The organism is Pseudomonas sp. B7(2017) (genome assembly GCF_002112745.1).
GTDB classification, from domain to species: domain Bacteria; phylum Pseudomonadota; class Gammaproteobacteria; order Pseudomonadales; family Pseudomonadaceae; genus Aquipseudomonas; species Aquipseudomonas ekonensis.
On record NZ_NEIP01000020.1, the window covers coordinates 35310 to 59395 of the forward strand.

Below are 24086 nucleotides of genomic sequence, written 5' to 3' on the forward strand. Positions count from 1 at the left end.
ATTCTATTGCCTGACCGGCCGCCCTCAATGCATCAGCCCGATCCACGTCGCCAACCGATGGGCTGGCGTGTTGCCAGCAGTGTCGCGCCGCCGCGTCTACACTGAGGGGCACCAATGGAGGTAGCGCTCGGCCGTGCGCCGGCAAAGGAGTGCGCGATGTCGCCTCGTTCGCGGTTTTGCGGCCCCACCCGGCAGCGGGGGGCCATCGGGTTGATGGCGGCCGCCACGTTGAGCCTGGCCGTGGTGATGCTGCTGCTGGTGGTCGACAGCGGCCGCTTCTACATGGAACAGCGCAAATTGCAGCGGGTGGCGGACAATGCCGCCCTGGAAGCGGTCAGCCGCGGCGGCACCTGCGCCGGCGGGCTGACGGCGGCTGCGTACGCCACGCAGAACGCCGCGCGCAACGGTTTCACCACCGATGCCGACAACACCCTCGCCGCCACCTGCGGCACCGTGCAGACCGCCGCTTCGGGCCTGCGCACCTTCACCGTCGACGCGACCCAGACGGGCGCCGTCAAAGTGGTCGTCACGCACATTCTCACCACCAGTTTCGCCGGCGGCGTCCAGGCGCTGTTCACCGGCACCCCGGTCAGCCTGAACACCCAACTCACCGCTTCGGCGGTGGCCGCCAAGCCGCAGCCGCCGCTCGCCCAGCTGAGCATCCGCAGCAACCTGGCCACCATCAGCACCGCCCAGTCGAACATCCTCAACCCGCTGTTCTCCGGACTGCTGGGCGGCAACGTCAACCTGACGGCGCTGGGCTGGAACGGGCTGCTCAACACCGACATCAACCTGCTCAGCTACTTGAACCAACTGGCCATCGACCTGAACGTGGCCGCCGGCAATTACAGCCAACTGCTCAACACCCAGGCCACGGTGACGCAACTGATCCAGGCCGCCGCGAAGGTGGTGCAGCTCAACGGCGCCACCGCCGAGGTGATCACCGCGCTCGGCACGCTGCAAGTGGCGGCCGCCAATGCCTCACCGGTCAAGCTGGGCGACATCCTGCAATTGCAGACCGGCACCACGGCGGCCGGGCTGGACGCCAACCTGCAACTGCTGCAACTGATCCAGGGCATGGTGCAACTGGCCAACAGCAAGAGCGCGGTGGCCGCGACGCTGCCGGTCAACGTGCTGGGGCTGGCCAACGTCACGGTGCGGGTCAAGGTGATCGAGCCGCCGCAGTTGTCCGCCGTGGGCGACCCGTCGCTGGCCAAGGCCGATCCGCTGGGGACGAACCGGATCTACGTGCGCACGGCCCAGGTGCGCACGATGTTGTCGGTGAACTTGCCGGTGCTGTCCGGGGTGACCGGGCTGACCAATGCGGTGCTGGGGCTGGTGGGCACGCTGACGCCGACGCTCAACTCATTGTTGAGCCTGAACCTGGTGGCCACGCTGAACTCGGTCGGTTGTCTGTTGGGGGCCGGTTGTCAGCAGTTGGATCCGCAGTTGCTGCCGTCGCCGCGGATCGATATCAGCCTGGAGGCGGGCGGCGCTGAAAGTTATGTCGTCGACTTCAGCTGTCCTACGGGCAACAGCGGAACCAAAAGCCTGACGGCCCGCACCAAAACGTCCCTCGTCGATCTCAAGTTGGGCACGATCGATCCGACCAATGCATTTTCTTCTGTTGCCAAGCCCACGGTTACTCCGCTGCCCTTGATCGATCTTGGCACCGTGACTTGTCACAAGATACTCGGAATCGGCAGCTGCGACCCGGCCACTCACGTGCAATACGGCGCAGGGGGCATCGGAATCATGGTCGATAGCAGTATCGCTGCGGGAGGTGCAGGGAGCGGCCAGGATCTGCTGTTCTCCAGCAGCACCCCGTTCGCCACGCCGCCCAACCTGAAACTGCCGCCCAGTATGTTGTCCGCCACGCCCACCAGCAACATCGTCGCCAGCCTGTCCAACACGTTGGCCGGCATCAATATCGTTGCCTACCAACCCGTGGGAAACAGTCCGCTCGGCGTCGTCACGGCCACCGTCACCGCCCTGATCGGCAGCGTCGTGTCTCTGCTTCAGCCGGTCATCACCAACGTGCTCAGCCCGCTGCTCGACCCTCTGCTCAACAACCTCCTGGCCAGCCTCGGCATCAACCTGATGAGCGTGGACGTCGGCGCCAACATGACCTGCGGCCAGACCGGCAAGGCCTATCTGGTCATCTAGGCCTCGTCCGGGGCGATGGGCAGCTCGATGCAGAACCGCGCCCCGTCCGCCGAGTTGCGCACGCTCAGGTGGCCGCCCATGTTCTCGACGATGCCGTAGCTCACCGACAGCCCCAGCCCGGTGCCGACTCCCACCGGCTTGGTGGTGAAGAACGGCTCGAAGATCCGCTCCAGCAGCCGCGGGTCGATGCCGCCGCCGTTGTCCTCGACCCACAGGCGCACCTTGTGCTCGTCGCGCTCGGCGTAGATCGAGATCCATGGCTTGAACGCCGGGTCGGATTCGCGCTTGCCCAGCAGCGCATCCCGGGCGTTGACCATCAGGTTGATCAGCACCTGCTCAAGCTGATCGACGTAGCCGCGGCAGTGCACGGCGAACGGGGTCTCGCTGATGCGCAGATCCACCCCCTTGCCGCGCATGCCCTCGGCCAGCAGCGACAGCGTGCCTTCGATGGCGGTGGCCGGGTTGAACAGTTGCTGCTCGATCTCCGAACGGCGGCCGAACACCCGCATGTGATCCACCACCTTCGCGGCGCGCTGCACCTGGGCGTCGATGCGGTTGAGCTTGTCGGTCAGGTAATCGACCTGCGCATCGCCGTTGCCCAGGCGCTTGAGCACGTTGACGATGGCCATGCGCATCACGTTCAGCGGCTGGTTGATCTCGTGGGCCAGGCCCGTGGCCATTTCGCCGAGGGTGGCCATTTTCGCGCTCTGCGTGAGCTGCTGCTGGGAGCGGCGCACTTCGGTGTTGTCGCGGCCCACGGCCTGCACTTCGGTCAACCGGCCGTGCTCATCGAACACGCCACGGTCCGACCACACCCACCACGCGTGCTCGCGCCCCGGCAACTGCAGGCTGATCTCCGCCGTGCTGACCGGGTTGTCCGGGGTCAGTGCGGCCAGGCGCTGGAGGAAGGCGGCGCGCTGTTCGTCGGACAGCCAACTGCCCAGGTCGGTGCCCGGCAACTGCTGCGGCGTACATTCCAGGTAGTGGGCCAGGGGCTGGTTGCCGAAAGTCAGGATCAGGTCCGGGCGGTAGCGGCAGATCATCGCCGGCGAGTCCTCCACCAGGATCCGGTAGCGCTCTTCGCTCTGGCGGATCTGCTCGGCGGCCACGGTCGCGTCGGTGACGTCCAGCCACAGGCCGACCGCCTCCACCGGCAGGCCGAGGTCGTTGCGCAGCAAGCGGGCTTCGTCGAGCAGCCAGTGGTAATCGCCGCGATGGTCACGCAAGCGGTAGCGGGCCCGCACCGAACCTTCGCGCAGCAGCTGCCGGCAGCGCTCGAAGTAACCGTCGCGGTCGTCGGGGTGGATCCGCTCGGCCAGCGCCGCCGCGTCGAGGTCTTCCAGGCGCCAGCCCAACAGCGGTTGCAGGCTGGCGCTGAAGAACGAAGGCAGCAGCGCGCCTTCGACGTAGCGCTGGACATAGATCACCGCCGGGGAACTGGCGATCAGGTTGTCTAGGCGCGCGTGGGCGGCGGCGGTCTGCTGTTGCTGGTTCTTGATGTCGCTGATGTCGAGCATGAAGCCCACCAGCCGCCGGCCCTCGCCGCTGCCGGCGACCTGGCCCTGCACGCGGTACCAGGCGTCGGGACGGTGCAGGCGCACGCACAGCGACAGGGCTTCGCCGTGCCGTTGCAGGGCCGCGAGGCGGCTGCGCAGTTCTTCGCGGTCGGCGGGGTGGATCTGCTCCAGCCAGTGCCCGACCGGCAGGGCCTCGGTGCCCAGTTGCAGGTCGGCCGCCAGCGCCGGCGCCAGCTGCACCGACTCGCCGTTGCCGGAGAGCTCCCACCAACCGGTGCCGAGCAGGCCCTGCAAGGACTCCAGCCGTTCCAGTTGACGATGGTGTTCCTGCTCGCGCAGGCGGCCGAGCAACGGCCCGGCCAGGGCACTGGCCAACAGCATCCAGTCGAGGTCGGCCAGGTGCGGCGCGCCATCCTCCGCCCGGTAGAAGCCGCAGAGCAGCCAGGCCACGGTTCCGCGGTCGTCGCAGTACGGCACGGCCAGGCCGTCGGCGTTGCCGAACGTGGCCTGCACCCGGGTGTGCTCATCCAGCCCGTGGTGGGCGCCGATCCGCTGGGGCGCGCTGCCGTTGAGGCTGTCCAGCGGCGTGCCCAGGCGTTGCCCGTCCTCCCACAGCGCCGGCGCGTCGTGGGCGCCGTAGCAGCCCTGGATGCGCCAGCCTTGTTCGCGCTCGTCCGGCAGGGCCAGCGCCAGGCAGGGGATGCGCCAGCGCTGGGCGATGACCTGCAACTGCTCGGCCATGACGCTCGGCAAACGCAGCAGGCTGCAGGCGCGCAACTGCTCGGCGATGTGCCCGGCCATCCGTTGGCAGGCTTCGCGCTGGCGCGACTGCTGGCGTTCGAGCAGCAGGTCGGCGATGTCCATCAGTTGCATCAGCCAGCCGTCGCCCTGGGGCTGCACCCAACCGCGCAGGTGCAGGGGCTGGCCGCCGAGGCCGGGAAAGTCCAGGTCCAGCGGCTGCCCTTGCCAGTCCGCCGGCCGGCCTTCGATGGCCAGCGTGCTGTGGGGCAGCACCCAGGCGTTGAGCGGCAGGGGGCTGTCCGTGGGTGCGTGTTGGCCCAACAGGTGCCGCAGCGGGCCGGCGGCCTGCAGCACGCGGCCGTCGGCGTCCAGGTACAGGTGCAGGCCCGAGGCGGGCGAGCCGAGCAGGTTGGGCAGGTCGAGGGCGGCGGGCGGTGCGCGTTTGAGCAGGCGGCCGAGGAGCTTGTCCCCCGAACTCAAAATTGCAGGCTCGACGTGGCGGTCAGGTTGGCCGGCAGGCTGGGCACCGTGCCGACGCCGGGCAACACCAGGAACGGCAGTACCTGATTCAGCTTGCTGGTGGGATAGTTGACGCTGACGGTCAGGGTGCCGGCGCTGTAGACCGCGCTGGTGTCCACGCCGATCACCAGGTTGAACGACGGCGGCACCCAGGCCAGTTGCTGCTGCAAGGTGGTGTTGGCGGTGTTCACCAGCACCGTGGAATAGTTGGCCGTGGCGGGATCCACCGCCACGCCGCGGCGCACCGCTTCGGACGTGGCCTGGTTGAACGACTGCATCAGCACGAACGGCAGGCTGTAACTGACCAGCCCGTAGAACACGGCGAAAAAGATCACGAACACCAGGGCGAACTCGATCGCCACCGCGCCTTTTTGCGACTTCCGGAAGCCGGTTTTCATGAGTGCGTCTACCCTGACAGTCACTGCGTAGTATCAGCATAGAATCATTCAGCGGAAACGGACGGTTTTTACCCGATGCAGACTGTCGTCCTCCTGGCCTGGCTGGCGCTGTGCGCCGCCCAGGACGCCCGCCAGCGGCGGATCGCCAATGCCCTGACCCTCGGTGCGGGCGCGTTGGCGCTGGCCTGGCTGCTGCTCACCGGACGTACCTGGATCGGTGCGGACGCGGTTCAGGGCGGCTGGGCGTTCGGGCTCGCGCTGGCGTTCACGCTGCCGGGCTACCTCATGGGCCGGATGGGCGCCGGGGATGTGAAACTAATGACAGCCTTGGGTCTTGCGACGGACGGTCTTTGGGTGTTGGCGGCGGTGATCGGCGCGGCGGCGGCGAGCGTGGCCTGGTGGCTGCTGGCGCCAAGAGTCTGGCTGCATATGAGTCAAGGGCTTAGGGAGCGTTTGCGCTATCTGGGGCCAGATTCGTCAAAAAAGCTGCCATATGCGCCGTTTGTGCTGGTTGGTGTCGGGCTCGCCTGGCCCTGGATCCATTAGTCGCGAAACGCCACTAGTCTTATGTACATAGTCGGAAAGTGCGTCTACTTTCAAAGCAGGGTATTTCTGCCATCGGTTGGCAGTACAGGAATGGTCAGCTTTGGCCTGGGCATGGAGTGGGACGTGAACAAGCTTACATCGGCGGTGAAGGTTCTGGTGGTCGACGATCAGCCGTTGATCGTCGAAGAACTCTGCGAATTTCTCGAAAGCAGCGGCTACCGCTGCGTCCCTTGTGTCTCCAGCGTGGAGGCCCTCGAACGGTTCAACGATGACGCGGGCATCGGCCTGGTGCTGTGCGACCTGCACATGCCGGAGATGGACGGCATCGAACTGGTGCAGGCGATGCAGCGCCTGGCGGGCAAGCAGCGGGTGTTCGAGGCGATCATGCTCACCGGCCGCGCCGACAAGCAGGACGTGATCAAGGCGCTGCGCGCCGGGATCGCCGACTACTACCAGAAGCCCATCGACCTGGACGAGCTGCTGCAAGGGCTGCAGCGCCAGGAGGCGGCCTTGCAGGAGCGGCAGAAGACGCTGCAGCTGGGGCACCTGAACCAGAAGCTGCAGGACCTGTCGTCCTCGATCGACGATCTGTACCAGGACCTGGACAAGGTCCGGCGCGGGCCTTCGGTGCGCGAGGATGAGCCGGCGCAGGGCGATGAGCTGGAGATGCCGGCGATCTTCCATCAGTTGTCGCCGCGTCAGCTCGATGTGGCGCGGCTGGTGGGCAAGGGGCAGACCAACTATCAGATTGCCTGTGAGTTGGGGATCACCGAGAACACGGTGAAGCTGTATGTGTCGCAGGTGTTGCGGTTGACGCATATGCATAACCGGACGCAGTTGGCGTTGGCGCTTTCGCCGGGTGGGGTGGGGGGGCGGCAGCGGGTGACGGCTCACTGACTTTTTGGGGGGTGTTGGCCTTGGCGGCCTCTGGGCCGACCAGGCGGTAGGTTGTTTGGTGTGTTTATCCGTTTCTGCGGGTGTGGCGGCTGGCGGTTCCGCCCTTACGGCGGGTCACTTTTTTCAAACGCCCGGAATGCCGGCCCAGAAAAAAGTAACCAAAAAGGCTGGGCCCCGGCGTACGGCCCCTCGCTGAGGCTCGGGGTTCCTTCGCTCCGGGATTCATCCGGGGGCATCGGCTACGGTTTGCTTCGCTGCACCTCCTTCCGATGTGTTTGGCTGCGCCAAACGGCGCTGCGCGCCCACCCCCGGATGAACCCCTCCGCTCAGCCTTCCGAAGGGGCCGGCAGATCAAGATCAAAAGCGAGGCGAGCTGACACTCGGCCTTTTGAGACGTGCGCGATGGCGGCCTGACAGCCGACCTGTTTCTGACTGCCCGACACAGTTCCCTGTGGGAGCTGGCTTGCCAGCGATGACGGCCTGACAGCCGACCAACCTCTACCTGACTGCCCCCAATCCAACTGTGGGAGCCAGCCTGCCAGCCGACCAATCTCTCCCAGACCACCTCAATCCCTGTGGGAGCTGGCTTGCCAGCGATGACGGCCTACCAGCCGACCAACCTCTACCAGACACCACCCGATCCAACTGTAGGAGCCAGCCTGCTGGCGATGACGACCTGACAGCCGACCAATTCCTACCAGACCACCTCAGACCCTGTGGGAGCTGGCTTGCCAGCGATGACGGCCTGCCAGCCGACCAACCTTTACCTGACACCCACCCGATCCAACTGTAGGAGCCAGCCTGCTGGCGATGGCGGCCTACCAGCCAACCAATTCCTCCCAGACCACCCCAATCCCCTATAGAACCTGGCTGCGGTTCAGAGCCGAAATGTTTAAAGGCTGTTTCAAATTTTACGGACTCTCCCACAAGGTTTTCAGGTTGTCCGTCAGAAGCCCGCTCTCTAGTCTTGGGCTGTCGCTGACACTTCAGCGATCGGGTGTGGAAACCCGAATCCAAGTAGATGCATTGCATCACCACCGTAAGCGTTGCCGGCGTCCTCTTTCGTCTGCAAACTGCGTCACGGCGGCTGTGCGTGGGCAGACTCAGGTCTGGCCGGTTGCCTACTTATCGGTTTTCCACCCTGCGTACAGCTGCCACCCTTTTGCCGTGTGGAAACGGCAACCGGATGGCTCCCATTGCCAAGTAGGAGCTTCACATGAGCAAAGTCATCCCCGATCCCCCCTACAACATCACCAACCCCTTCGCCGAAGACAAGCGCGCCGAAGACCTCATCAAGGACCGCAACGCCTCCCGCCGCGCCCTCGATTTCTATCTCAACCCGGAGCCGGCCAACCCGCGTCAGCCCAGCGAGATGTTCGGGGTGCATCCGAACATCGATTCCGAAAGCCTGCTGGTTCACGCCTGCGAGTCCCTGGCCTCGGCCCATGTCATGTCCGGCAATTTCGCCAACGAGCTCAAGGGCCCGCAGCGCAGCACGGCGCTGGCGATCCAGCAGATCGTCATGCTGGCCGAGCTGTCGGTGAACCGCGCGCTGGATCGGGTCAAGCCTAACGGGCTGGGCATCGTGTAACCGTTCGGCACGGGCATCTTCGGCGCCGGGTACATCGCCATCGCCAGCCTGCTGGCGATGAAGGCCCAACGGATGTCCCGTCAGTTCTTGGTCTCGATCTTCCCGCCCGCATCCGGGTCGTAGAAGTCGGGGATTTCGTATTTGTATTTCTTCAGCCACCGCTGCATCGCCAGTTCCCGTTCGGCGGCCGTGGCGGTCTGCGGGGTGGGGGAGGCGGCCTTGTTGCGGCTTTGCAGCAGCAGCCAGCCTTCGGTTTCCTGCTGCTGGGCCGAGGCGGGGCCGGCGTCGATGGCGTGGGCGCCGAGGGGCAGGGTCAGCAGGGTCAGGCAGCACAGGCCTTTGAGGGTGTTCATGGCGGCCTCCTTGGGGGTCATTTGAGTGTCGACGGCTGCGGGTCGGCGACGACGGCGACCTGGTTGCCGGCAGCGGGCCGGGTGGGGGCCGGGGCCTTGAGCCGTTCGGCGCGCTGCTGGGCTTCGGTGAACTGTTCCGGGGTCAGGTGGGCGCGGCTGACGATTTCGGCGGCCTGCTGCCAGTTGTCCTGGTACAGCAGCAGGGTGACCAGGTTCAGGGTCGCCAGCGGGTTGTTCTGCTGAAGCTCGATGGCGGTGAGGAATTCGAAGCGGGCGTCTTCCAGGCGCAGTTGGTTGAGGTACACCACGCCCAGGTCGTTGCGGATCTTCTCGTTGGTCGGGGCCAGGCGGGCGGCCCGTTGCAGGTGGGCCTGGGCCTGGCCGTTGTCGCCCCGGGCCGCGTAGAGCTGGCCCAGGCCGTGTTCGGCGTCGGCGTTCAGGCACGAGCCCAGCAGGCTGCGGTATAGGGGTTCGGCTTCGCTGCGCCCGAGCAGGCGATAGACCTTGGCCTTGCGCAGGCGCACCTCGCCGAGGCTGTCGGGCAGGCTTTGCAGGTTGGCCAGGCTGGCGTGCAGTTTGCCGTCGTTGGCCAGGTCGTCGGCCAGGTTCAGGGCCAGCTCCTGTTCGGAGCTCAGCTTGCTGCAGCTGGCCGGCGCGAGGATCGCCGTCCACGGCGCCTGGCCGTCGGTGGCGCAGCCGCCGAGCATCAACAGGGTCGCCACGACCATCAGTGCTTTCATCAAACGCTCTCCTTAGCCAGGTTCAGGACGCGAACGCCCGAGTAATCGCGGTGAAACCGGGGCCGGCCAGCACGATCAGCAGGGCCGGGAACAGAAACAGCATCATCACCACCGACATCTTGGCCGACATCTTCGAGATGTATTCCTGCAGGCGCGTCAGGCGTCGGTCGTCCAGCAACTGCTTGAGCGCCAGCAGCGATTTCATCGCGCCGCCGCCCTGCTGGATCAGCTGTTGCAGGATCACGCAGGTGTCGGTGAATTCGTCCACTGCCAGCTGTGCGGCGGTCTTGTTCAGTTCTTGGCCGAGTTCGAGGCCGGAGTCCACGCGAGACAGGATCAGGCGCAGTTCGCGGGTCAGCTCCGGCAACAGCTTTTGCCCTTCGAGGCTGAGCACGCGCAGGGCCTGTTCGACGGCCATGCCGGACTCGAACAGGATGCGCAGCAGCGGAATGAACGTCGACACTTCCACCGCGATGGCCTTCTGCCGGCGGGCGGCGGCGTAGGCCAGCAGGCGTTTGGGCAGCAGGTAGCCGGCGCCGGTGGCGAGCATCGGCACCAGCCAGCCGTTCGCTGCCTGGGGGAAGAACACTTCGCGCAGGAACAGGCCCAGCCCCAGGGTCAGAAGCGGCGTGCCGATCTGGCAGGCGGCGTACAGCGAACGTTCGCTGGCGCGGCGCCAGCCGAGGCGGGCGAGCAGGGTCTGGGTTTCGCTGTCGATGCTCACCGAACGCTGGCCGAAGCGACTGCTGCCCAAGGCCCGCAGCCACTGGCCGACGCGGTTCTCGCGCACCAGGTGGCCTTGCAGGCGTTCGTTGACCTGGCGCACCCGGCGCCGCTCGGTCAGCAGGTGGTTGGCCACCAGCAGCAGGGCGCCGAGCAACAGCAGGAGGGCCGCCAGGATCACCATCTCAGACGCTCCTCAGCATGCGCCACAGCAGCAGGCTGCCCGCCACCTGCAGCAGCACCGCGACGATCAGCATGGTGTGGCCCGCCGGGTCGTTCCACATGACCAGCATGTAGCCGGGGTTGGTGAGCATGAAGTAGCTGACCAGCAGCACCGGCAACGAGCCCAGCACCCAGGCGGTCATCCGCGTCTCGCCCGTCAGGGCGCGCAGTTGGCGGGCGCCCTGGTCGCGTTCGCGGATCAGCTTGATCAGGTTCTCCAGCAGTTCGCTGGCGTTGCCGCCGTAGCGGTGGTTGACCTTCAGGCCCAGGGCGAACATGCGCAGCTCATCCTGTTCGTAGAGTTCGGCGAAGTCGCTCACGGCGTCCGGCAGGTTGACCCCCAGTTGTACGTTGCGCTGCACCCGGCCCATGGCGCTCTTGAGCGGATCCTCGCTGCTTTCGATGCTGCCCAGCACCGCGTCGCTCAGGGTGCGCCCGGACTTGAGGCTGCGCACCGTGTGGTCGAGCAACTGCGGCAACTGCTCGATCATGCGCTTGAGCCGGCTGCGGTACAGCCAGGCGATGTACAGCCGCAGGGCCAACGGCGGCGCCAGCAACGCGGTGAGCAGGCCGAACCAGTCGGCCAGCAGGTAGCCCAGCAGCAGGGTGACGGTCCACAGGGTCAGCCACAGCCCGAAACGCTCGCTCGGCCGGCCCAGCCCGGCCTGCAGGAACATCCGCTCCAGGGGTGCCCAGGTAGGCTTTGCCACGGCCGTCTGCGGCTGGCCCGCCGCGAGGCGGTTGAGCACCCGTTCGTTGGCGGTCTTGTGCACGCCGTGCAGGAACAGACGGATCGACAGCCCCAGCAACAGCAGGCAAATGGCGATCAGGATCACCGGCCCCATCATCATGAAAGCTCCGTGCGGCCCAGGCCCGTTTCGTGGCGCAGCTTGTCGCCGGCCGGGTTGACCGCCTCGCGCAGGAAGCCGAAGCCGGTGCGCCGGTCCAGGCGGAACAGGGTGTTGGTGACGTAGATGTCCTCGCGCACGCCCACCACTTCCACCACCTCGCTGACGCAGCGGCGGCCGTCGGGCATGCGGGTCAGCTGGATGATGAGGTCCAGCGCCGCGCAGATCATCTGGCGCAGGGTGCGCTCGGCCACGCTGCGGCCGGTCAGGCCCACCAGGGTCTCCAGGCGCAGCAGCGCGTCCTGGGCGTTGTTGGCGTGCACGGTGCTCATGGAACCGTCGTGGCCGGTGTTCATCGCCGTCAGCACTTCGAGCACTTCGACGCCGCGGATCTCGCCGAGGATGATCCGGTCCGGGCGCATCCGCAGGGCGTTGCGGATCAGGTCGCTGGCCTTCACTTCGCCGTGGCCTTCGGCGTTCGGCGGGCGGGTCTCCAGGCGCACCACGTGAGGGTGGCCCAGTTGCAGTTCGGCGACGTCCTCGATGGTCACCAGCCGTTCGTGGGGGTTGATCAACTGGCTGAGGATGTTCAGCAGCGTGGTCTTGCCGGTGCCGGTGCCGCCGCTGATGAGGATGTTGCAGCGCCGGCCCACGGCCTCCTGGAAGCACTCGAAGATCGGCAGGTCGATGGTCTGCATGGCGATCAGGTCGCTGCTCTTGAGCATGTCCTTGCGGAACTTGCGGATCGACAGGCACGGCCCGTCGAGGGCGATGGGCGGGATGATCGCGTTGACCCGGCTGCCGTCCGGCAGGCGCGCGTCGACCATCGGTGACGACTCGTCCAGCCGCCGCCCGAGGGGCGCAAGAATGCGTTGCATGACCCGCTCGACATGGTGCGCATCGATGAAGCGCAGGTCGCTCTGGTGCAGTACGCCGTCGCGTTCGATGAACACCCGGTGCGGGCCATTGACCAGGATTTCGGTGACGGCGCTGTCGCGCAGCAGCACTTCGAGGGGGCCGAAGCCGGTGAGCTCGTCGACGATCTCTTCGGCCAGGCGCTCCATCTCGTAGCGGGAAATGGCCAGGTGCAGGCGGGCGATGTATTCGGCGACCTTGTCGATGACGAACTGCGCCAGTTGCTGGCGCGAGCCTTCGAGCAGGTTTTTCCCGGACTCCTCGATGGCGTCGATGATATAGCGGTGCAGCACCAGTTTCAGGCCTTCGTGGTCGGCGTTGCCGGCGGGGCTGCGCGTGGGGGCGCCGAACAGTTTTTCCGGGCTCATGAGGTGCCTCGCAGGCGGTCGAACCAGGTGACCTTCGGCTTGGTCAGGCTTTCGGAGCGCTTGGCCAGCCGCTCGCCGAGGGTGCGCAGGCTCTGGGTGAGCTTCTCCCTCGGGGCCAGCTCGAACAGGCTGACGCCCTGGTTCTTGGCGTTCAGGCGCAGTTCCGGGCTCAGGGCCAGCACGGCGATGACTTCCAGGTTGAAGGTCTTGCCGAGGGTGTCCGAGTCCGGCGCGACGTTGTTCAGGTAGCGGTCGATCAGCAGGCGGCCGTGGTCGAGCTTCATGCCCTTTTCCCGCCACAGGTTGTACACCGCCAGGTTGCGCCGGCAATCGAGGACGTTCTGGTCGGTGTACCACAGCAGTTTGTCGCAGTGGCTGACGAAGGTGCGCAGGGCTTCGCTGTCGGGCTGGCCGGTGAGGTTCACCACGATGTGCTGGAAGTGCTGGCGCAGGGCGCTGAGCAGCATGTACAGCTCGGCGGCGCTGGTGCTTTCCAGCGGTTCGTCGTTGTCGGCGTAGGCCAGGATGCGCAGGCCCGCTTCGGCGCTGGTGAAGGCGCTGTCGATCAGGGTGGCGTCGAGCCGGCGCAGATGGCGCAGGGCGTCGCCGAAGTGGAACGAGCTCTCCAGGCCCAGCAGCGCCAGGCTGTCGCCTCGGGGCAGGCCCAGGTCCAGCAGCAGCGTCTGCTGCCCGCTCTTCTGCACCACCAGCGCCATGTGGTTGGCCAGCAGCGCGCCGTCGGAGCCGCCCTGCACGCCGTACATCACCGTGAGGCCGCCCAGTTGCGTGTTCGGCGCCACCGGCGGCAGGCGTTTGCTCAGGCGCCGCACCAGGCCGGCGACCTCGCTTGAGCGCGAGCCGTAGGCAACGAAGTCCCGGGCGCCGGCGCGCATGGCGTTGAGCACCAACTGGTTGTCCATGCCGTCGCCGAGGGCGACGATGGCCAGCATCGGCTTGGCCTCCAGCGCCCCTTCGATCAGGGCGCACTGGGCCACCACGTGGTCGCGGTCGAGGCCGACGAACACCAGGCTTGCGAACGTGACGTCCACCAGCGCCAGCAGTTCGTCGAGGCTGCCGCCACCGGCGCTCACCACTTGCCCCAGCGGCGCAAGGGCGTTCTGCAGCCATTCCAGGTCGGTGCTGTTGCGGGTGATGGCGAGGAACGTCTGGCTCAGGCTCTGGCTCATTGGGATAACCCGCTGCGCTTGTCGAAGTTGCCGTTTTCCAGGAAGAACATGCGGTAGAAGTTCGGGTCGTAGTTGCGCAGTTTTTCCCCCGGCAATGCCGGCAACTGCGCCTGGGCCGACAGCGGCTGCACCAGGTGCGGGGTGACGATCATCAGCAGTTCGCGCTCTTCGCGCTTGATCTGCGAGCTCTTGAAGAACGCCCCCAGCACCGGGATGTCGCCCAGGCCCGGAAACTTGTCGACCTGGGAGGAGTTGGTGGTGCTGATCAGGCCGCTGATGACGAAGCTTTCGCCGTCGGCCAGGGAAATGCTGGTGTCGGTGCGCCGGATGGTCAGGGCCGGCACGGTGGTGCCGGCGATGTTCACGGCGTTGCTGAAGTCCAGTTCGCTGACTTCCGGCGCGACCTTCAGGGCGATGCGGTCGTGGCCGATGATGGTCGGGGTCAGGGTCAGGCGGATGCCGAATTCCTTGTACTCGATGGACACGCTGTCGCTGCCGGAGCTGGGCACCGGGATGGGAATCTCGCCGCCGGCCAGGAAGCTCGCGCTCTGCCCGCTCAGGGCCACCAGGCTGGGCCGCGCCAGGGTGTAGGCGAAGCCGCTGCCCTCCAGCGCGTTGATGATCGCCATGGTCTTGCCGCCGATCCACGAGAAGTTGAACAGCGAGTTGTCCACCGGCAGTTTCGGTGTCGGCACGCCGTCCACCGGCGGCAGGGTGCCGGGGGAGCCGAACAGGAAGTTGCCGCGGGTGCCGATCAGCGAAGCGGTGGCCTGCTTGAGCTTGGTGCGGCTGACTTCGACGAAGCGGATGTCGGTCTGCACCTGCGACGGCAGCTGCGGGTCATCCGACGGCAGCGCGCCGGCGCTGGTCAGGGCGGCGGTGGCGGCGCCCTGGACGAACACCATGCTCTGGCGCGGCTCCTTGGCGCAGGCGGTCCAGACCATCAGGCTGGTGGCGCCGGGGGCCATGCCGGTGAGCAGGAACGAGGAACTGCCGTTGGCATGCACGTCGGCGATCTTCGGGTCGCCGATGGCCAGGCGGGTGATCGCCACCGGCGACTGCATGTCCTGCTGCAACCCTTCGCCGATCTCGATCACCGGCGGCAGCCGGTCCAGGCTCGCACAGTTGCCGGTGGCCGCCAGGGCGGCGTCCATCGACAGCCCGGTCAGCAGCAAGGCCATGAGCGCGGTTTTGAACGTCGGCCGGAAGCGACTCTGCATGCACGTGGATCCTTGCTCAGTCATGGGGTTTGTTGGGTGATCTGGTTGCCGCGGATGATCTCCACCGCCGCCCGCGGGCTGCCCGTGCTGCGTTCGGCCGCCGGCGGTTTGGGCGCGCTGCCCAGGGCCAGTTGGGTGAACTGGAAGAGTTGGCTGTCGGCGGCGTCGAGGTGTTGCGGCGCCTCGTGTTCGCCGGCCCAGTACTTGGCCAGGCGCTGTTCTTCGCTGCTGCGCACCGCCAGGCGCAAGGTGCCGACCTGGGTGGCGAGCATCAGCCGGCTCAGCAGGGGTTCGGGCACGGCCAGCACCACGGTGCGCGCGGCGATCCGGCGCTGGTCCTGCTTGAGCTTTTCGTCGGCGCCCAGGGTCGGCGAGGCGGGCTGGCCGTCGTTGGTCAGGCCGTACTGCTCGCCGACGCCCAGCACGCGCAGGGCCGGCACCACGGTCTGCGCCGACTGCTGCGGGTTGCTGGCGTCCTGGCGCAGGTACAGCAGCACGTCGACGTAGTCGCCGGGGATCAGTTGCCCGGCGGCGCCGATCACCTCGTCGACCGCCACCGCCAGGGCGCGCTCGTCGCGGCGGATCATGCGCGCCAGCGTGCCGCCGGCGGTGAAGCTGTCTTCGTTGAGCCAGGTGCCGGCGCTCAGGTGGCGCCAGGGCATGCGGCCCACGGCCTGCTCCAGGGTGCCCAGGCTGCCGGCGGGCGCGCTGCGCAGCTTTTCGATGGCAAGGTCGGCGGCGGTCAGCGGTGTGAAGGGGGGCACGTCATGCAGCAGCACCACCACCGGTTGACGGGTCTGGTCTTCGGCGGCGGCGACGGTTTTCTCGACGCTGGCCGCCGGCGCGGCGGGGGCGGCAGGGGCCTCGGCGACGGGGGCCGGCTGGCGGCTGAGCACCAGGCCCCAGTAGCCCACCACGATTGCCCCGAGCATAAGCAGGGCCGCAAGGCCCAAGGTGACGCGACTGTTCATGACGGCTCTCCCTTTCCTGCTGCACCTCTGGCCCGCACTTTCCTGAACAAGGGAACTTCGCAATCAGGCAGCTATGAACATGCAACGATTTGGCTATTTCCACGCTAGCTGATCCGAGCCAAAACGCCATTACTGCCCGGAAAATAACCTACGAAAGTAGGGTCGGCGGCCAATTAGCAGACGCAAACCGCCGCGTCACGAACGGATTAATCCTTTGTGATTAATCCGTTCTTACAGTTGTTGCGCCGGGCTTTGTTGGCAATGCTCAAATGGCACGGTGGAGGCTTTGCCGCCGTTGCGTGAATCGGCGCCAGGCGCGCAAAGGAGTGGACGTATGCTTCGCATGATCATTGATTATCTGGTGGCCCGGGCCCTGCTGTTCTTCAAGAAGGATGACGGCGCCTCGGCGATCGAATACGCCATTGTGGTGGCGATGGTGGCTGTCGTCGTCGTGGTGTTCGTGACCCCGGTCGGCGCAAGGGTGCTGAACATCTTCAACGCCATTCTGACCTCCCTCGGCGGGACAACGGTGACCCGTCCGGTGATCCCTTGAGCGAATTCCCCCCTGTTCTCGTCGGTGCCTGCCCGCGGCCCCTGAAAGGGTGCGTGCAGGCATTACCCTAGCGACCGGATCCCCGGTGTCGGAAGGAGAACGATCATGTTCCTTGATTACCTGATGATGCGTGTGCGTCTGTTTCTGGCCCGTACCGATGCGGCGTCGGCCATCGAGTACGCCATTGTCGTGGCGATGGTGGCGGTGGTGGTCGTGGTGTTCGTGACCCCCGTGGGGGGCAGGGTGCTGGCGATCTTCAACAACATCCTGGTGGCGCTGGGCGGCTCGGCGCAGTCCGCTCCGGCGCAGATGCCGTAGCCGGACCGGTCGCCTGCGGCGAAAGCCCCGCTACACTCGGTTCCACCTTTTGCCTTTCAGGGATTGCCCATGACTGCCTCCTCTTTGCCGCGCCAACAGTTGCTTCTGGTTGACGATGAGGAGGACGCGTTGCTGGAGCTGGCGGAGCTGCTGGAGGGCGAGGGGTTTGTCTGCCACACGGCGACGTCGGTGAAGCTGGCCCTGCACCACCTGACCCGGCATCCCGACATTGCCCTGGTGATCACCGACCTGCGGATGCCGGAGGAGAGCGGCATGTCGCTGATCCGGCGACTGCGCGAGCATACGTCCCGCGAGCATTTGCCGGTGATCGTGACGTCGGGGCATGCGGACATGGAAGACGTCAGCGACATGCTGCGGTTGCAGGTGCTGGATCTGTTTCGTAAGCCGATCTATCACGTCAGGTTGTTGGAGACGTTGGATAATTTGTTTCCTAAGCCGAAGGTGAATGTGTCTTGAGCTTTTGGCCTTTTGGCCTTTTGGCCTTTTGACCCTTTAGCCTTGGCGGCCTGTGGGCCGACCAGGTTGTGGGTTGTTTTGTGTGTATATCCGTTTCTTCGGGTGTTGCCGCTGGCGGTTCCGCCCTTACGGCGGGTCACTTTTTTCAAACGCCCGGAATGCCGGCCCAGAAAAAAGTAACCAAAAAGGCTGGGCCCCAGCGTACGGCCCCTCGCCTAGGCTCGGGGTTCCTTCGCTCCGGGATTCATCCGGGGGCATCGGCTACGGTTTGCTTCGCTGCACCTCCTTCCGGTGTGTTTGGCTGCGCCAAACGGCGCTGCGCGCCTGTCCCCGGATGAACCCCTCCGCTCAGCCTTCCGAAGGGGCCTGCAGATCAAGATCAAAAGCGAGGCGAGCTGACACTCGGCCTTTTGAAGAGCCGCGATGGCGGCCTGACAGCCGACCAATCCCTCCCAGACCACCTCAATCCCCTGTGGGAGCCAGCCTGCTGGCGATGACGGCCTGACAGCCGACCAATCCCTCCCAGACCACCTCAATCCCCTGTGGGAGCCAGCCTGCTGGCGATGACGGCCTGACAGCCGACCAATCCCTCCCAGACCACCCCAATCCCCTGTGGGAGCCAGCCTGCTGGCGATAGCGGCCTGACAGCCAATCAATTCCTACCAGACCATCTCAATCCCTGTGGGAGCTGGCTTGCCAGCGATAGCGGCCTGCCAGCAACCAATCTCTACCTGACTGCCCCCAATCCAACTGTGGGAGCCAGCCTGCTGGCGATGACGGCCTGCCAGCCGACCAATCTCTCCCTGACCACCCCAATCCCCTGTGAAAACCAGCCTACAGCTGATAACTGAAACTGATGCTGTACCGCATCCGCCGGTTGAAGGTGTCCAGCGCCTCGTCCGACATTGCCTTGGCCGCCTCCAGGGCGATGTTGTAGTACTTCGCGTCGCCGAACCTGAGCCCGACCGCTGCCGACGACAGGTCGTTGGCCTGCACCGGCAAACGGTTGAACCAGCTGCGCGAGCGGTCCAGCACCACGTACGGCTGCAGGATGCGCACCCAGTTGCCCTCGCGGTTGAAGCTGTAGTTGATCTCGTAGGCCACGCCCCAGCCCTTGTCGCCGGAGGCCTGGTCGTCGGGGTAGCCGCGGCCGAAGTTCTGGCCGCCGAACACCGCCCGTTCGCTGTCGGGCAAGGTGTCGTCGCTCCAGTACAGCGCCGCCGACGCCACGCCCTGCCAGTTGTCGAGGAATTTGTCGCTCTGCACCCCGGACAGCCGCAGGCGGAAGAAGCTCAGGTCGATGGCGTCGTTGTTGGTGTGGGCGCCCATGCTGTCGAAGCCCTGGTAGACGCCGCCGCTGAGGATCCGCAGTTGCCGGGCATCGGCCTTGCGCCAGTCGCTTTCGAAGGCGAGGGCGCGGATGTCGGTGCGTTCTTCGACGCTCAGCGGGTAGCCGATGACCTTGTAGCGGGTCTTGTCGTTGACCGCGTACAGGCGCGAGCCGGCGGTCAGCAGTTCGTTGGGCGAAGCGATCAGCGGCAGGCTGAAACCGAAGGAGTAGCGGTCGTTCTCGCGGTGCGGCTTGAGTTGCAGACCGTTGTCCAGCAGCACATTGGTGCCGGGGTCGGCGCGGTAGCGTGAGGCGGACAGGATCAGCTGCGAGCCTTCGTCGTCGATGAACTGGCTGTAGTCCGCGCGGTAGTAATGTTCGTGGTCGTCCCCCGGCGGAAACAGGCCGCTGAGGGTCAGCTGTTCGCCCATCGACGTCTGCGAGTTGCTGCTGACGCCGAGCAGGGCCTGGGTGCCGTTGCGGTTGTCCTCGGTGGTGCTCAGGGTGCTGGTGAACGGCTTGCGGCTGGCCTGGGCCAACAGCGTCGTGGCGCCGTCGGTGGTGCCGGGCGGCGGCACCTGGGCCTGCAGGGTGACGCCGGGGATGCGGGTCATCAGGGTGGTGTAGCGTTCGAAGGTCTTGCGGGTCAGCGGGCGTTCGGCCTGGATCTTGGCCGCCAGCCGGTCGAGCAGGCCCTTGACCCGGCCGATGTCGCCCTGCACCTGCACGTCGCGCACGTAGCCTTCCACCAGCACCACCCGTGCCACGCCGTCGTCGAAGGACTGCTGCGGCAGGAAGGCGTAGGACAGCAGGTAGCCGTCCTGCTGGTAGCGGCGGCTGATGCTGCGGGTCGCCTCGATCAGGTCGGCGAGGCTGGATTCGCGGCCGATCAGGGGTTGGTAGATGGCCGCCAGTTCGTTCAGCGGGTAGAGCGTGCCGCCTTCGATCTGCACGGTCTTCAAATGGATCTTGGTGCCCATCATCAGCGGTTGCGCAGCGGTGGCGCCGGGTTCTGGCACCTGCAACGGCGCGGCGCTGGGGCGGTAGGCGTCGGCCGGCAGGTTGGGCACCGGCAGGTTGCGGATGGTTTCGTTGCTGTTGAGGAAGCTGGGCAGGGTGTCGGCGAGGGCCGTGCAACTGAGACCGAAAAACAGCAGGGACGCCATGATGCGCATAGGACACTCCATGTTCAGACCGCAGCACTTGGCTGATGCTTTCCCAAGAAAAAGGCGGAAGATCCGCGGGGATCTTCCGCCTCCAACCAAGCGTAGGCGCTGTAGGGATGGCCGTCGAATCGGCCAGGTGCAATTAGCGTTGGGTGCCGCCCAGCGCGCCGGTGAGGCCGCCGAGGGCTCCCCCCAGTCCGCCGCCGGTATTGCCGGTGTTGCCGGTGCCGCCGGTGACCAGGCCGCCGACGGCGGAGACGGTGCCGCCCACGGCGGTCACGGTGTTGCCCACGGCGGTGACGACAGGGTTGCTGCCGGTGCCGGCGATGGCGCCGCCCACATTGGCGACGGTGGCGCCGACCTGCCCGGTGAGGCTGGCCACCGGACTGCCGACGCCGGTGGCGGCGCCGACGTTCTGGGTCAGGCTGGTGACGGCCGTGGTGACCGGGGCCAGTCCGCTGCCCACGTTGGTGCCCAAGGTTGCCAGCGGCGTGGTGGGGCTGGTGATCGGGGTGCCCGAGCCGCCGAGCACGGTGTTGACCGAAGCCACCACGTTGCCGACCGAGGCCACGACACCGCCGGGCGCCGTCAGGCTGCCGTTGCCGGTGGCCGCCCCGCCGCCGACGTTGACCGCCGCGCCGCCGACGGTCTGCAGCAGGCCGGTGCCGCCCAGGCCACCGCCGATGCCGCCGGTGGAGCCGCCGGTGCCGTTGTCGGTCAGCCCGCCGGCCTTGGCGACCGTGGTGCCGACGTTGCTCAGGGCGCCGCCTACGGTGCTGGTCAGCGCATTGCCGCTGCCGGCGCCGGTGACGTTGTTGCCCAGGCCGTCGACGGCGCCGCCGACCTTCTGCAGCACACCGTTGAGGGGGGCGCCCAGCCCTGTGGCGCTGCCGAGCTTGTCGGTGGTGCTTTCGACCATGGCGATCACCGGCACCAGTTGCTTGCTCACCTGTTGGGTGGCCGAGCCGAGCGGGCCGCTGGTGGTGGCGGTGCTCAGGGTGTCGCCGAGCATGGTGACTTTTTCGCCGACGCCGTCGAGCACCGGCGCGACCCGGGTGACCACGCCGCCGACCACCGGAATGCTGCCGGTGGCGCTGGCCAGTTTGCCGCTCAGGTCGGACACGCCGTTGCCCGCATCCTGCACCACGCCGCCGAGCGCCGAGGCGGTCACGCCCAGGCCGTTGTCCGTGGTGCCCAGCTTGCCGAGGCCGTTGGCCACGCCGTCACCCAAGGTGCTCACGACGTTGCCGGCGGTGGTGGCGAAACTCTGTACGATGCCGCCGGCCACCGGCAGGCCGCTGAGCGCATCGCCGACCTGACCGACGCCGTTGCCGACGCCTGCCACGGTGTTGCCCACGTCCTGCACCAGAGTGCTGGTCACCAAGGGTTGAGGGCCGGAGGGGTTGGTGGGGCCGGTCGGATCCGTCGGGTTGGTGGGGTTGGTCGGATCGGTGCCGCCCGTTCCGCCAGTGCCGCCTGTACCTCCGGTTCCTCCTGTGCCACCGGTTCCTCCGGTACCGGCGGTGTCGCCGCTGCCGCCCGTGCCGCCCGTGCCGCCCGTTCCGGTCGAGCCGCCTGTGCCGCTGGTGCCGGCGGCGGTGCCGTCGGACGAGGAACTGCCGGAGCTGCTGTGATGGCCGCCACCGCCGCTGCTGCAGCCGGCGAGGCCGAGGGAGAGGATCAATGCCAGAGCTGTCGCTGTTTTGCACCACGCTTGATTGTTCATGATTGAGAGTCCTTGCACCTGTCACAACGTTCGTTGTTGCCGAGGGCTCCCCGGTTCTGTCGCCGGCGATGCCTTCGTCCGTTGTGGTCATCTCAATCGAGCGGTTGGATCCACGCCATTCTCAAGTTGGTATTAACGCCTTCCTGCAAGGGGCGGCGGATGCTGCCTAAGGACTAATCCTGTGGTGATAGGTGCGCCGAAAAAAGCCTTGCAAATCAATGGCGGCGTTTGGCGCGGCAGGGGCGGGCGGTGCGGAAAAACTTAAGTGATATACACACAATTTCCAGGTCGCCCCACCGCCCTCGGCGAGGGAGCGTGCTCCCGCCCGGTGGCTCAGCCGCCGGCCGGAACCCCGCTCAAGCGACCGGTCGCCAGTCGCCCACCATGTGCTCCAGTCCAGCGGCTCCGGTCAGGCGCAATTCGCCGCTGGAACCGGCGGCGCTGGCCAGCAGCGTCACCTCGCTGGGCAAGCGCACCGGTTTGCGAAAGTGCACGGTCACCTCCAGGTTGGCCTTGGGCAGCCGGTCGGCCAGCGCGGCGAGGGTGCGGGCCTTGTTCCACAGGCCGTGGGCGATGGCGCTGGGGAAGCCGAACAGCTTCGCGCTGGGGCCGCTCAGGTGGATCGGGTTGCAGTCGCCGGACACCTTGGCGTATCGCCGGCCGATGTCCGCCGGAGCGTTCCACTGCGCCACTTCCGTCAGGGGCAGCGACGGTTCCCACGACGAGGCCTGCGGCTCGCCCTCAAGCTTCACGCCGCGGCACAGCATCCGGCTTTCGGCTTCCCACAGCGGCCCGAGCTGATCGTCGAGGGTGGTCAGCAGATCGAAGGTCGCGCCTTTGGGATGGGGCTGCAGGTTGCGCACCTGCACGCCCACCAGCGCCCGGCTGACCCCGCCCATCGGCCGCAGCACGCGGAGCCGGTTGCTCAGGTGGATCAGCCCCAGCAAAGGGAACGGAAACGCCTTGTCCGTCAGCAGGCGCATCTGCAGGGCGAACGCCAGAATGTGCGGATAGGTCGGCGGCAGCAGGCCGTCGTCGGCGAAGCCGCAGACGGTGCGGTAGGCCGCCAGCCGCCGGCCATCGACGTCCACCCAGCAGCGCAGGCCCAGGTCGGGCAGGGTGGTGCCGGTGATTTTGCGGCGGGTCGCGGCCCGCAGGTAAAGGCCGGGCAAGCCCGGTTCGCGCTCCAGTGTCTGCCAGTCGTTGCTCATGCCTAGGCCCCCAACACGCTTTGTCCGCAGACCCGCAAGGCCTGCCCGGTGAATGCCCCGGTGCCCGGCTGCGCCAGCCACGCCACCGCCTCGGCGACGTCCTGGGGCAGGCCGCCCTGGCCCAGGGAACTCATGCGCCGGCCGGCCTCGCGCAGGCCGAACGGAATGTGCGCGGTCATCTGGGTCTCGATGAAGCCGGGCGCCACGGCGTTGATGCTGATGCCCCGTGCCTGCAGCGTCGGCGCCCAGGCCTGGGCCAGCCCGATCAGCCCGGCCTTGCTCGCCGCGTAGTTGGTTTGCCCGCGGTTGCCGGCGATGCCGCTGATCGAGGCCAGCAGGATGATCCGTGCGTGGTCGTGCAGGGCGCCGCTGTCGAGCAGGGCCTGGGTCAGTGTCTGAGGGGCGTTGAGGTTGACCGCCAGCACCGCGTCCCAGAAGTCCGGCGTCATGTTGGCCAGGGTCTTGTCGCGGGTGATGCCGGCGTTGTGCACGAGGATGTCGAGGCCGTCGGGCAACTGTTCGGTCAGTTGCGCGGCGGCGTCCTCGGCGCAGATGTCGAGGGTGACGGCGCGCCCGCCCAGCCGTGCGGCGAGGGCCTCCAGGTCGCTTTTGGCCGGCGGCACGTCGAGCAGGATCACGTCGGCGCCGTCGCGGGCCAGGGTTTCGGCGATGGACGCGCCGATGCCCCGTGCCGCGCCGGTCACCAGCGCCTTGCGCCCGGCCAGGGGGCGTGTCCAGTCGCTGACCTGGGTGCTGCAGGCCTGGAGGCGGATGACCTGCCCGGACACGAAGGCGCTCTTGGGCGACAGGAAAAACCGCAGCGGGCCTTCCAGTTGGTCCTCGGCGCCGTCGCCGACGTAGATCAGCTGCAGGGTGCCGCCGCTGCGCAGCTCCTTGGCCAGCGAACGGGAGAACCCTTCGAGCGCCCGTTGCGCGCTGGCGGCGAACGGATCGTCCAGCGACTCCGGCGCGCGGCCCAGGATCACCAGGTGGGCGCAGCGGTCGAGGCTCTTCACCAGCGGCTGGAAGAATTCGCGCAGGCGCTTGAGCTGATCGGTGCGTTGCAGGTCGCTGGCGTCGAACACCACGGCCTTGAGTTTCGGGCCCGCGCCGGGAATCCACTCGGTGAGGGAGGCCGGTTCGTCGCCGTAGCGGTAGATGGCGTCGGTCAGGCGGTTGGCGAAGGCGCTGACGCGGGCGGCCAACGGCCCGCCGCCGATCAGCAGCGCACCCTCCACCGGCCGCAGGCGCCCGGCCTGCCAGCGCTCCAGCCGCACCGGCGACGGCAGGCCCAGGGCGCCGACCAGGCGGTGTCCGAGGGACGAGTTGGCGAAGTCGATATAGCGGTCAGACATGGAACGCTCTCCGGAAAAAGATGCTCAG

At 67.0% G+C, this 24086-nt stretch carries 21 protein-coding genes; 7 read left to right on the top strand and 14 right to left on the bottom strand.

Annotation, left to right across the window (positions count from 1 at the left end; genetic code table 11):
• The first annotated feature begins 156 nt into the window (after positions 1-156).
• Positions 157-2166, top strand: coding sequence for a pilus assembly protein TadG-related protein (locus tag CAG29_RS25175; protein WP_085582668.1), 2010 nt, complete (start codon positions 157-159; stop codon positions 2164-2166).
• Here the strand turns inward: CAG29_RS25175 and CAG29_RS25180 are convergent.
• The gene (locus tag CAG29_RS25180) at positions 2163-4904 is read right to left on the bottom strand and encodes a PAS domain-containing sensor histidine kinase (RefSeq protein ID WP_085695300.1); all 2742 of its coding nucleotides are present in this window, start codon (positions 4902-4904) and stop codon (positions 2163-2165) included. The two genes, CAG29_RS25175 and CAG29_RS25180, sit on opposite strands and share 4 nt — an antisense overlap.
• Entirely contained in the window at positions 4901-5341 is a 441-nt protein-coding gene (locus tag CAG29_RS25185; protein ID WP_085695301.1) for a TadE/TadG family type IV pilus assembly protein, read from the bottom strand. Before CAG29_RS25185 ends, CAG29_RS25180 begins: the two co-directional genes overlap by 4 nt.
• A 75-nt stretch (positions 5342-5416) precedes the next feature.
• Between CAG29_RS25185 and CAG29_RS25190 the strand changes: the two genes are divergently transcribed.
• The 3 genes from CAG29_RS25190 to CAG29_RS25200 all read left to right on the top strand — a co-directional run bounded on the left by CAG29_RS25190 (position 5417) and on the right by CAG29_RS25200 (position 8375).
• Entirely contained in the window at positions 5417-5887 is a 471-nt protein-coding gene (locus CAG29_RS25190; protein WP_085582661.1) for a prepilin peptidase, read from the top strand.
• A gap of 123 nt (positions 5888-6010) precedes the next feature.
• Entirely contained in the window at positions 6011-6784 is a 774-nt protein-coding gene (locus CAG29_RS25195) for a response regulator transcription factor (protein ID WP_085582965.1), read from the top strand.
• Positions 6785-8000: 1216 nt separating this feature from the next.
• Entirely contained in the window at positions 8001-8375 is a 375-nt protein-coding gene (locus CAG29_RS25200) for a DUF6124 family protein (RefSeq protein ID WP_085582659.1), read from the top strand.
• A gap of 80 nt (positions 8376-8455) precedes the next feature.
• Here the strand turns inward: CAG29_RS25200 and CAG29_RS25205 are convergent, their stop codons facing one another.
• Genes CAG29_RS25205 through cpaB form a run of 8 tightly spaced genes read right to left on the bottom strand, consistent with a single transcriptional unit; the run spans position 8456 to position 15922 of the window.
• Positions 8456-8728 carry a DUF3613 domain-containing protein gene (locus tag CAG29_RS25205; protein WP_085640923.1) on the bottom strand — a complete coding sequence of 91 codons (273 nt, stop codon included), beginning with the start codon at positions 8726-8728 and terminating at the stop codon, positions 8456-8458.
• Between the two features lie 17 nt (positions 8729-8745).
• Complete coding sequence (locus tag CAG29_RS25210; protein WP_085582654.1) at positions 8746-9468, bottom strand: tetratricopeptide repeat protein; 723 nt, start codon at positions 9466-9468, stop codon at positions 8746-8748.
• Between the two features lie 22 nt (positions 9469-9490).
• Positions 9491-10375, bottom strand: a complete 885-nt coding sequence (locus CAG29_RS25215; RefSeq protein WP_085582652.1) for a type II secretion system F family protein — start codon at positions 10373-10375, stop codon at positions 9491-9493.
• A 1-nt stretch (position 10376) separates the two neighbouring features.
• Positions 10377-11261, bottom strand: coding sequence for a type II secretion system F family protein (locus CAG29_RS25220; protein ID WP_085695311.1), 885 nt, complete (start codon positions 11259-11261; stop codon positions 10377-10379).
• Positions 11261-12544 (bottom strand): CpaF family protein, encoded by a 1284-nt coding sequence (locus CAG29_RS25225; RefSeq protein WP_085695302.1) that lies wholly within the window; start codon positions 12542-12544, stop codon positions 11261-11263. The genes CAG29_RS25220 and CAG29_RS25225 overlap by 1 nt, the downstream gene beginning before the upstream one ends.
• Complete coding sequence (locus CAG29_RS25230) at positions 12541-13731, bottom strand: pilus assembly protein (protein WP_085582648.1); 1191 nt, start codon at positions 13729-13731, stop codon at positions 12541-12543. The genes CAG29_RS25225 and CAG29_RS25230 overlap by 4 nt, the downstream gene beginning before the upstream one ends.
• Complete coding sequence (locus CAG29_RS25235; protein WP_085695303.1) at positions 13728-14951, bottom strand: type II and III secretion system protein family protein; 1224 nt, start codon at positions 14949-14951, stop codon at positions 13728-13730. The genes CAG29_RS25230 and CAG29_RS25235 overlap by 4 nt, the downstream gene beginning before the upstream one ends.
• A 20-nt stretch (positions 14952-14971) precedes the next feature.
• Positions 14972-15922, bottom strand: coding sequence for a Flp pilus assembly protein CpaB (gene cpaB, locus CAG29_RS25240; protein WP_085582644.1), 951 nt, complete (start codon positions 15920-15922; stop codon positions 14972-14974).
• A 334-nt stretch (positions 15923-16256) separates the two neighbouring features.
• Here cpaB and CAG29_RS25245 point away from each other — a divergent pair, with 334 nt between their 5' ends.
• From CAG29_RS25245 to CAG29_RS25255, 3 genes are all read left to right on the top strand, one after another.
• A complete protein-coding gene (locus CAG29_RS25245; RefSeq protein WP_371856108.1) occupies positions 16257-16475 on the top strand; it encodes a Flp family type IVb pilin in 219 nt (72 codons plus the stop codon).
• Between the two features lie 105 nt (positions 16476-16580).
• The gene (locus CAG29_RS25250) at positions 16581-16793 is read left to right on the top strand and encodes a Flp family type IVb pilin (RefSeq protein WP_085582642.1); all 213 of its coding nucleotides are present in this window, start codon (positions 16581-16583) and stop codon (positions 16791-16793) included.
• 69 nt (positions 16794-16862) lie between these two features.
• Entirely contained in the window at positions 16863-17270 is a 408-nt protein-coding gene (locus tag CAG29_RS25255) for a response regulator (RefSeq protein WP_085582640.1), read from the top strand.
• 834 nt (positions 17271-18104) lie between these two features.
• Here CAG29_RS25255 and CAG29_RS25260 read toward each other — a convergent pair.
• The 4 genes from CAG29_RS25260 to CAG29_RS25275 all read right to left on the bottom strand — a co-directional run bounded on the left by CAG29_RS25260 (position 18105) and on the right by CAG29_RS25275 (position 24058).
• Entirely contained in the window at positions 18105-19775 is a 1671-nt protein-coding gene (locus CAG29_RS25260; RefSeq protein WP_085695304.1) for a ShlB/FhaC/HecB family hemolysin secretion/activation protein, read from the bottom strand.
• A 133-nt stretch (positions 19776-19908) separates the two neighbouring features.
• Positions 19909-21492 (bottom strand): collagen-like triple helix repeat-containing protein, encoded by a 1584-nt coding sequence (locus CAG29_RS25265; protein ID WP_085695305.1) that lies wholly within the window; start codon positions 21490-21492, stop codon positions 19909-19911.
• A gap of 356 nt (positions 21493-21848) precedes the next feature.
• Positions 21849-22703: a MaoC/PaaZ C-terminal domain-containing protein gene (locus CAG29_RS25270; protein ID WP_085582634.1), complete on the bottom strand. Its 855-nt coding sequence runs from the start codon at positions 22701-22703 to the stop codon at positions 21849-21851.
• 2 nt (positions 22704-22705) lie between these two features.
• Complete coding sequence (locus CAG29_RS25275; protein WP_085634060.1) at positions 22706-24058, bottom strand: 3-oxoacyl-ACP reductase; 1353 nt, start codon at positions 24056-24058, stop codon at positions 22706-22708.
• Positions 24059-24086: the final 28 nt, after the last annotated feature.

What these genes read in the sequence shown, in the direction of transcription:
- CAG29_RS25175 (WP_085582668.1), top strand. Translation starts at nt 157, where the DNA reads ATGTCGCCTCGTTCGCGGTTTTGCGGCCCCACCCGGCAGCGGGGGGCC.
- CAG29_RS25185 (WP_085695301.1), bottom strand. Translation starts at nt 5,341, where the DNA reads ATGAAAACCGGCTTCCGGAAGTCGCAAAAAGGCGCGGTGGCGATCGAG.
- CAG29_RS25190 (WP_085582661.1), top strand. Translation starts at nt 5,417, where the DNA reads ATGCAGACTGTCGTCCTCCTGGCCTGGCTGGCGCTGTGCGCCGCCCAG.
- CAG29_RS25200 (WP_085582659.1), top strand. Translation starts at nt 8,001, where the DNA reads ATGAGCAAAGTCATCCCCGATCCCCCCTACAACATCACCAACCCCTTC.
- CAG29_RS25205 (WP_085640923.1), bottom strand. Translation starts at nt 8,728, where the DNA reads ATGAACACCCTCAAAGGCCTGTGCTGCCTGACCCTGCTGACCCTGCCC.
- CAG29_RS25210 (WP_085582654.1), bottom strand. Translation starts at nt 9,468, where the DNA reads ATGAAAGCACTGATGGTCGTGGCGACCCTGTTGATGCTCGGCGGCTGC.
- CAG29_RS25215 (WP_085582652.1), bottom strand. Translation starts at nt 10,375, where the DNA reads ATGGTGATCCTGGCGGCCCTCCTGCTGTTGCTCGGCGCCCTGCTGCTG.
- CAG29_RS25220 (WP_085695311.1), bottom strand. Translation starts at nt 11,261, where the DNA reads ATGATGGGGCCGGTGATCCTGATCGCCATTTGCCTGCTGTTGCTGGGG.
- CAG29_RS25225 (WP_085695302.1), bottom strand. Translation starts at nt 12,544, where the DNA reads ATGAGCCCGGAAAAACTGTTCGGCGCCCCCACGCGCAGCCCCGCCGGC.
- CAG29_RS25230 (WP_085582648.1), bottom strand. Translation starts at nt 13,731, where the DNA reads ATGAGCCAGAGCCTGAGCCAGACGTTCCTCGCCATCACCCGCAACAGC.
- CAG29_RS25235 (WP_085695303.1), bottom strand. Translation starts at nt 14,951, where the DNA reads ATGCAGAGTCGCTTCCGGCCGACGTTCAAAACCGCGCTCATGGCCTTG.
- cpaB (WP_085582644.1), bottom strand. Translation starts at nt 15,922, where the DNA reads ATGAACAGTCGCGTCACCTTGGGCCTTGCGGCCCTGCTTATGCTCGGG.
- CAG29_RS25245 (WP_371856108.1), top strand. Translation starts at nt 16,257, where the DNA reads ATGCTTCGCATGATCATTGATTATCTGGTGGCCCGGGCCCTGCTGTTC.
- CAG29_RS25250 (WP_085582642.1), top strand. Translation starts at nt 16,581, where the DNA reads ATGTTCCTTGATTACCTGATGATGCGTGTGCGTCTGTTTCTGGCCCGT.
- CAG29_RS25255 (WP_085582640.1), top strand. Translation starts at nt 16,863, where the DNA reads ATGACTGCCTCCTCTTTGCCGCGCCAACAGTTGCTTCTGGTTGACGAT.
- CAG29_RS25260 (WP_085695304.1), bottom strand. Translation starts at nt 19,775, where the DNA reads ATGCGCATCATGGCGTCCCTGCTGTTTTTCGGTCTCAGTTGCACGGCC.
- CAG29_RS25265 (WP_085695305.1), bottom strand. Translation starts at nt 21,492, where the DNA reads ATGAACAATCAAGCGTGGTGCAAAACAGCGACAGCTCTGGCATTGATC.
- CAG29_RS25270 (WP_085582634.1), bottom strand. Translation starts at nt 22,703, where the DNA reads ATGAGCAACGACTGGCAGACACTGGAGCGCGAACCGGGCTTGCCCGGC.
- CAG29_RS25275 (WP_085634060.1), bottom strand. Translation starts at nt 24,058, where the DNA reads ATGTCTGACCGCTATATCGACTTCGCCAACTCGTCCCTCGGACACCGC.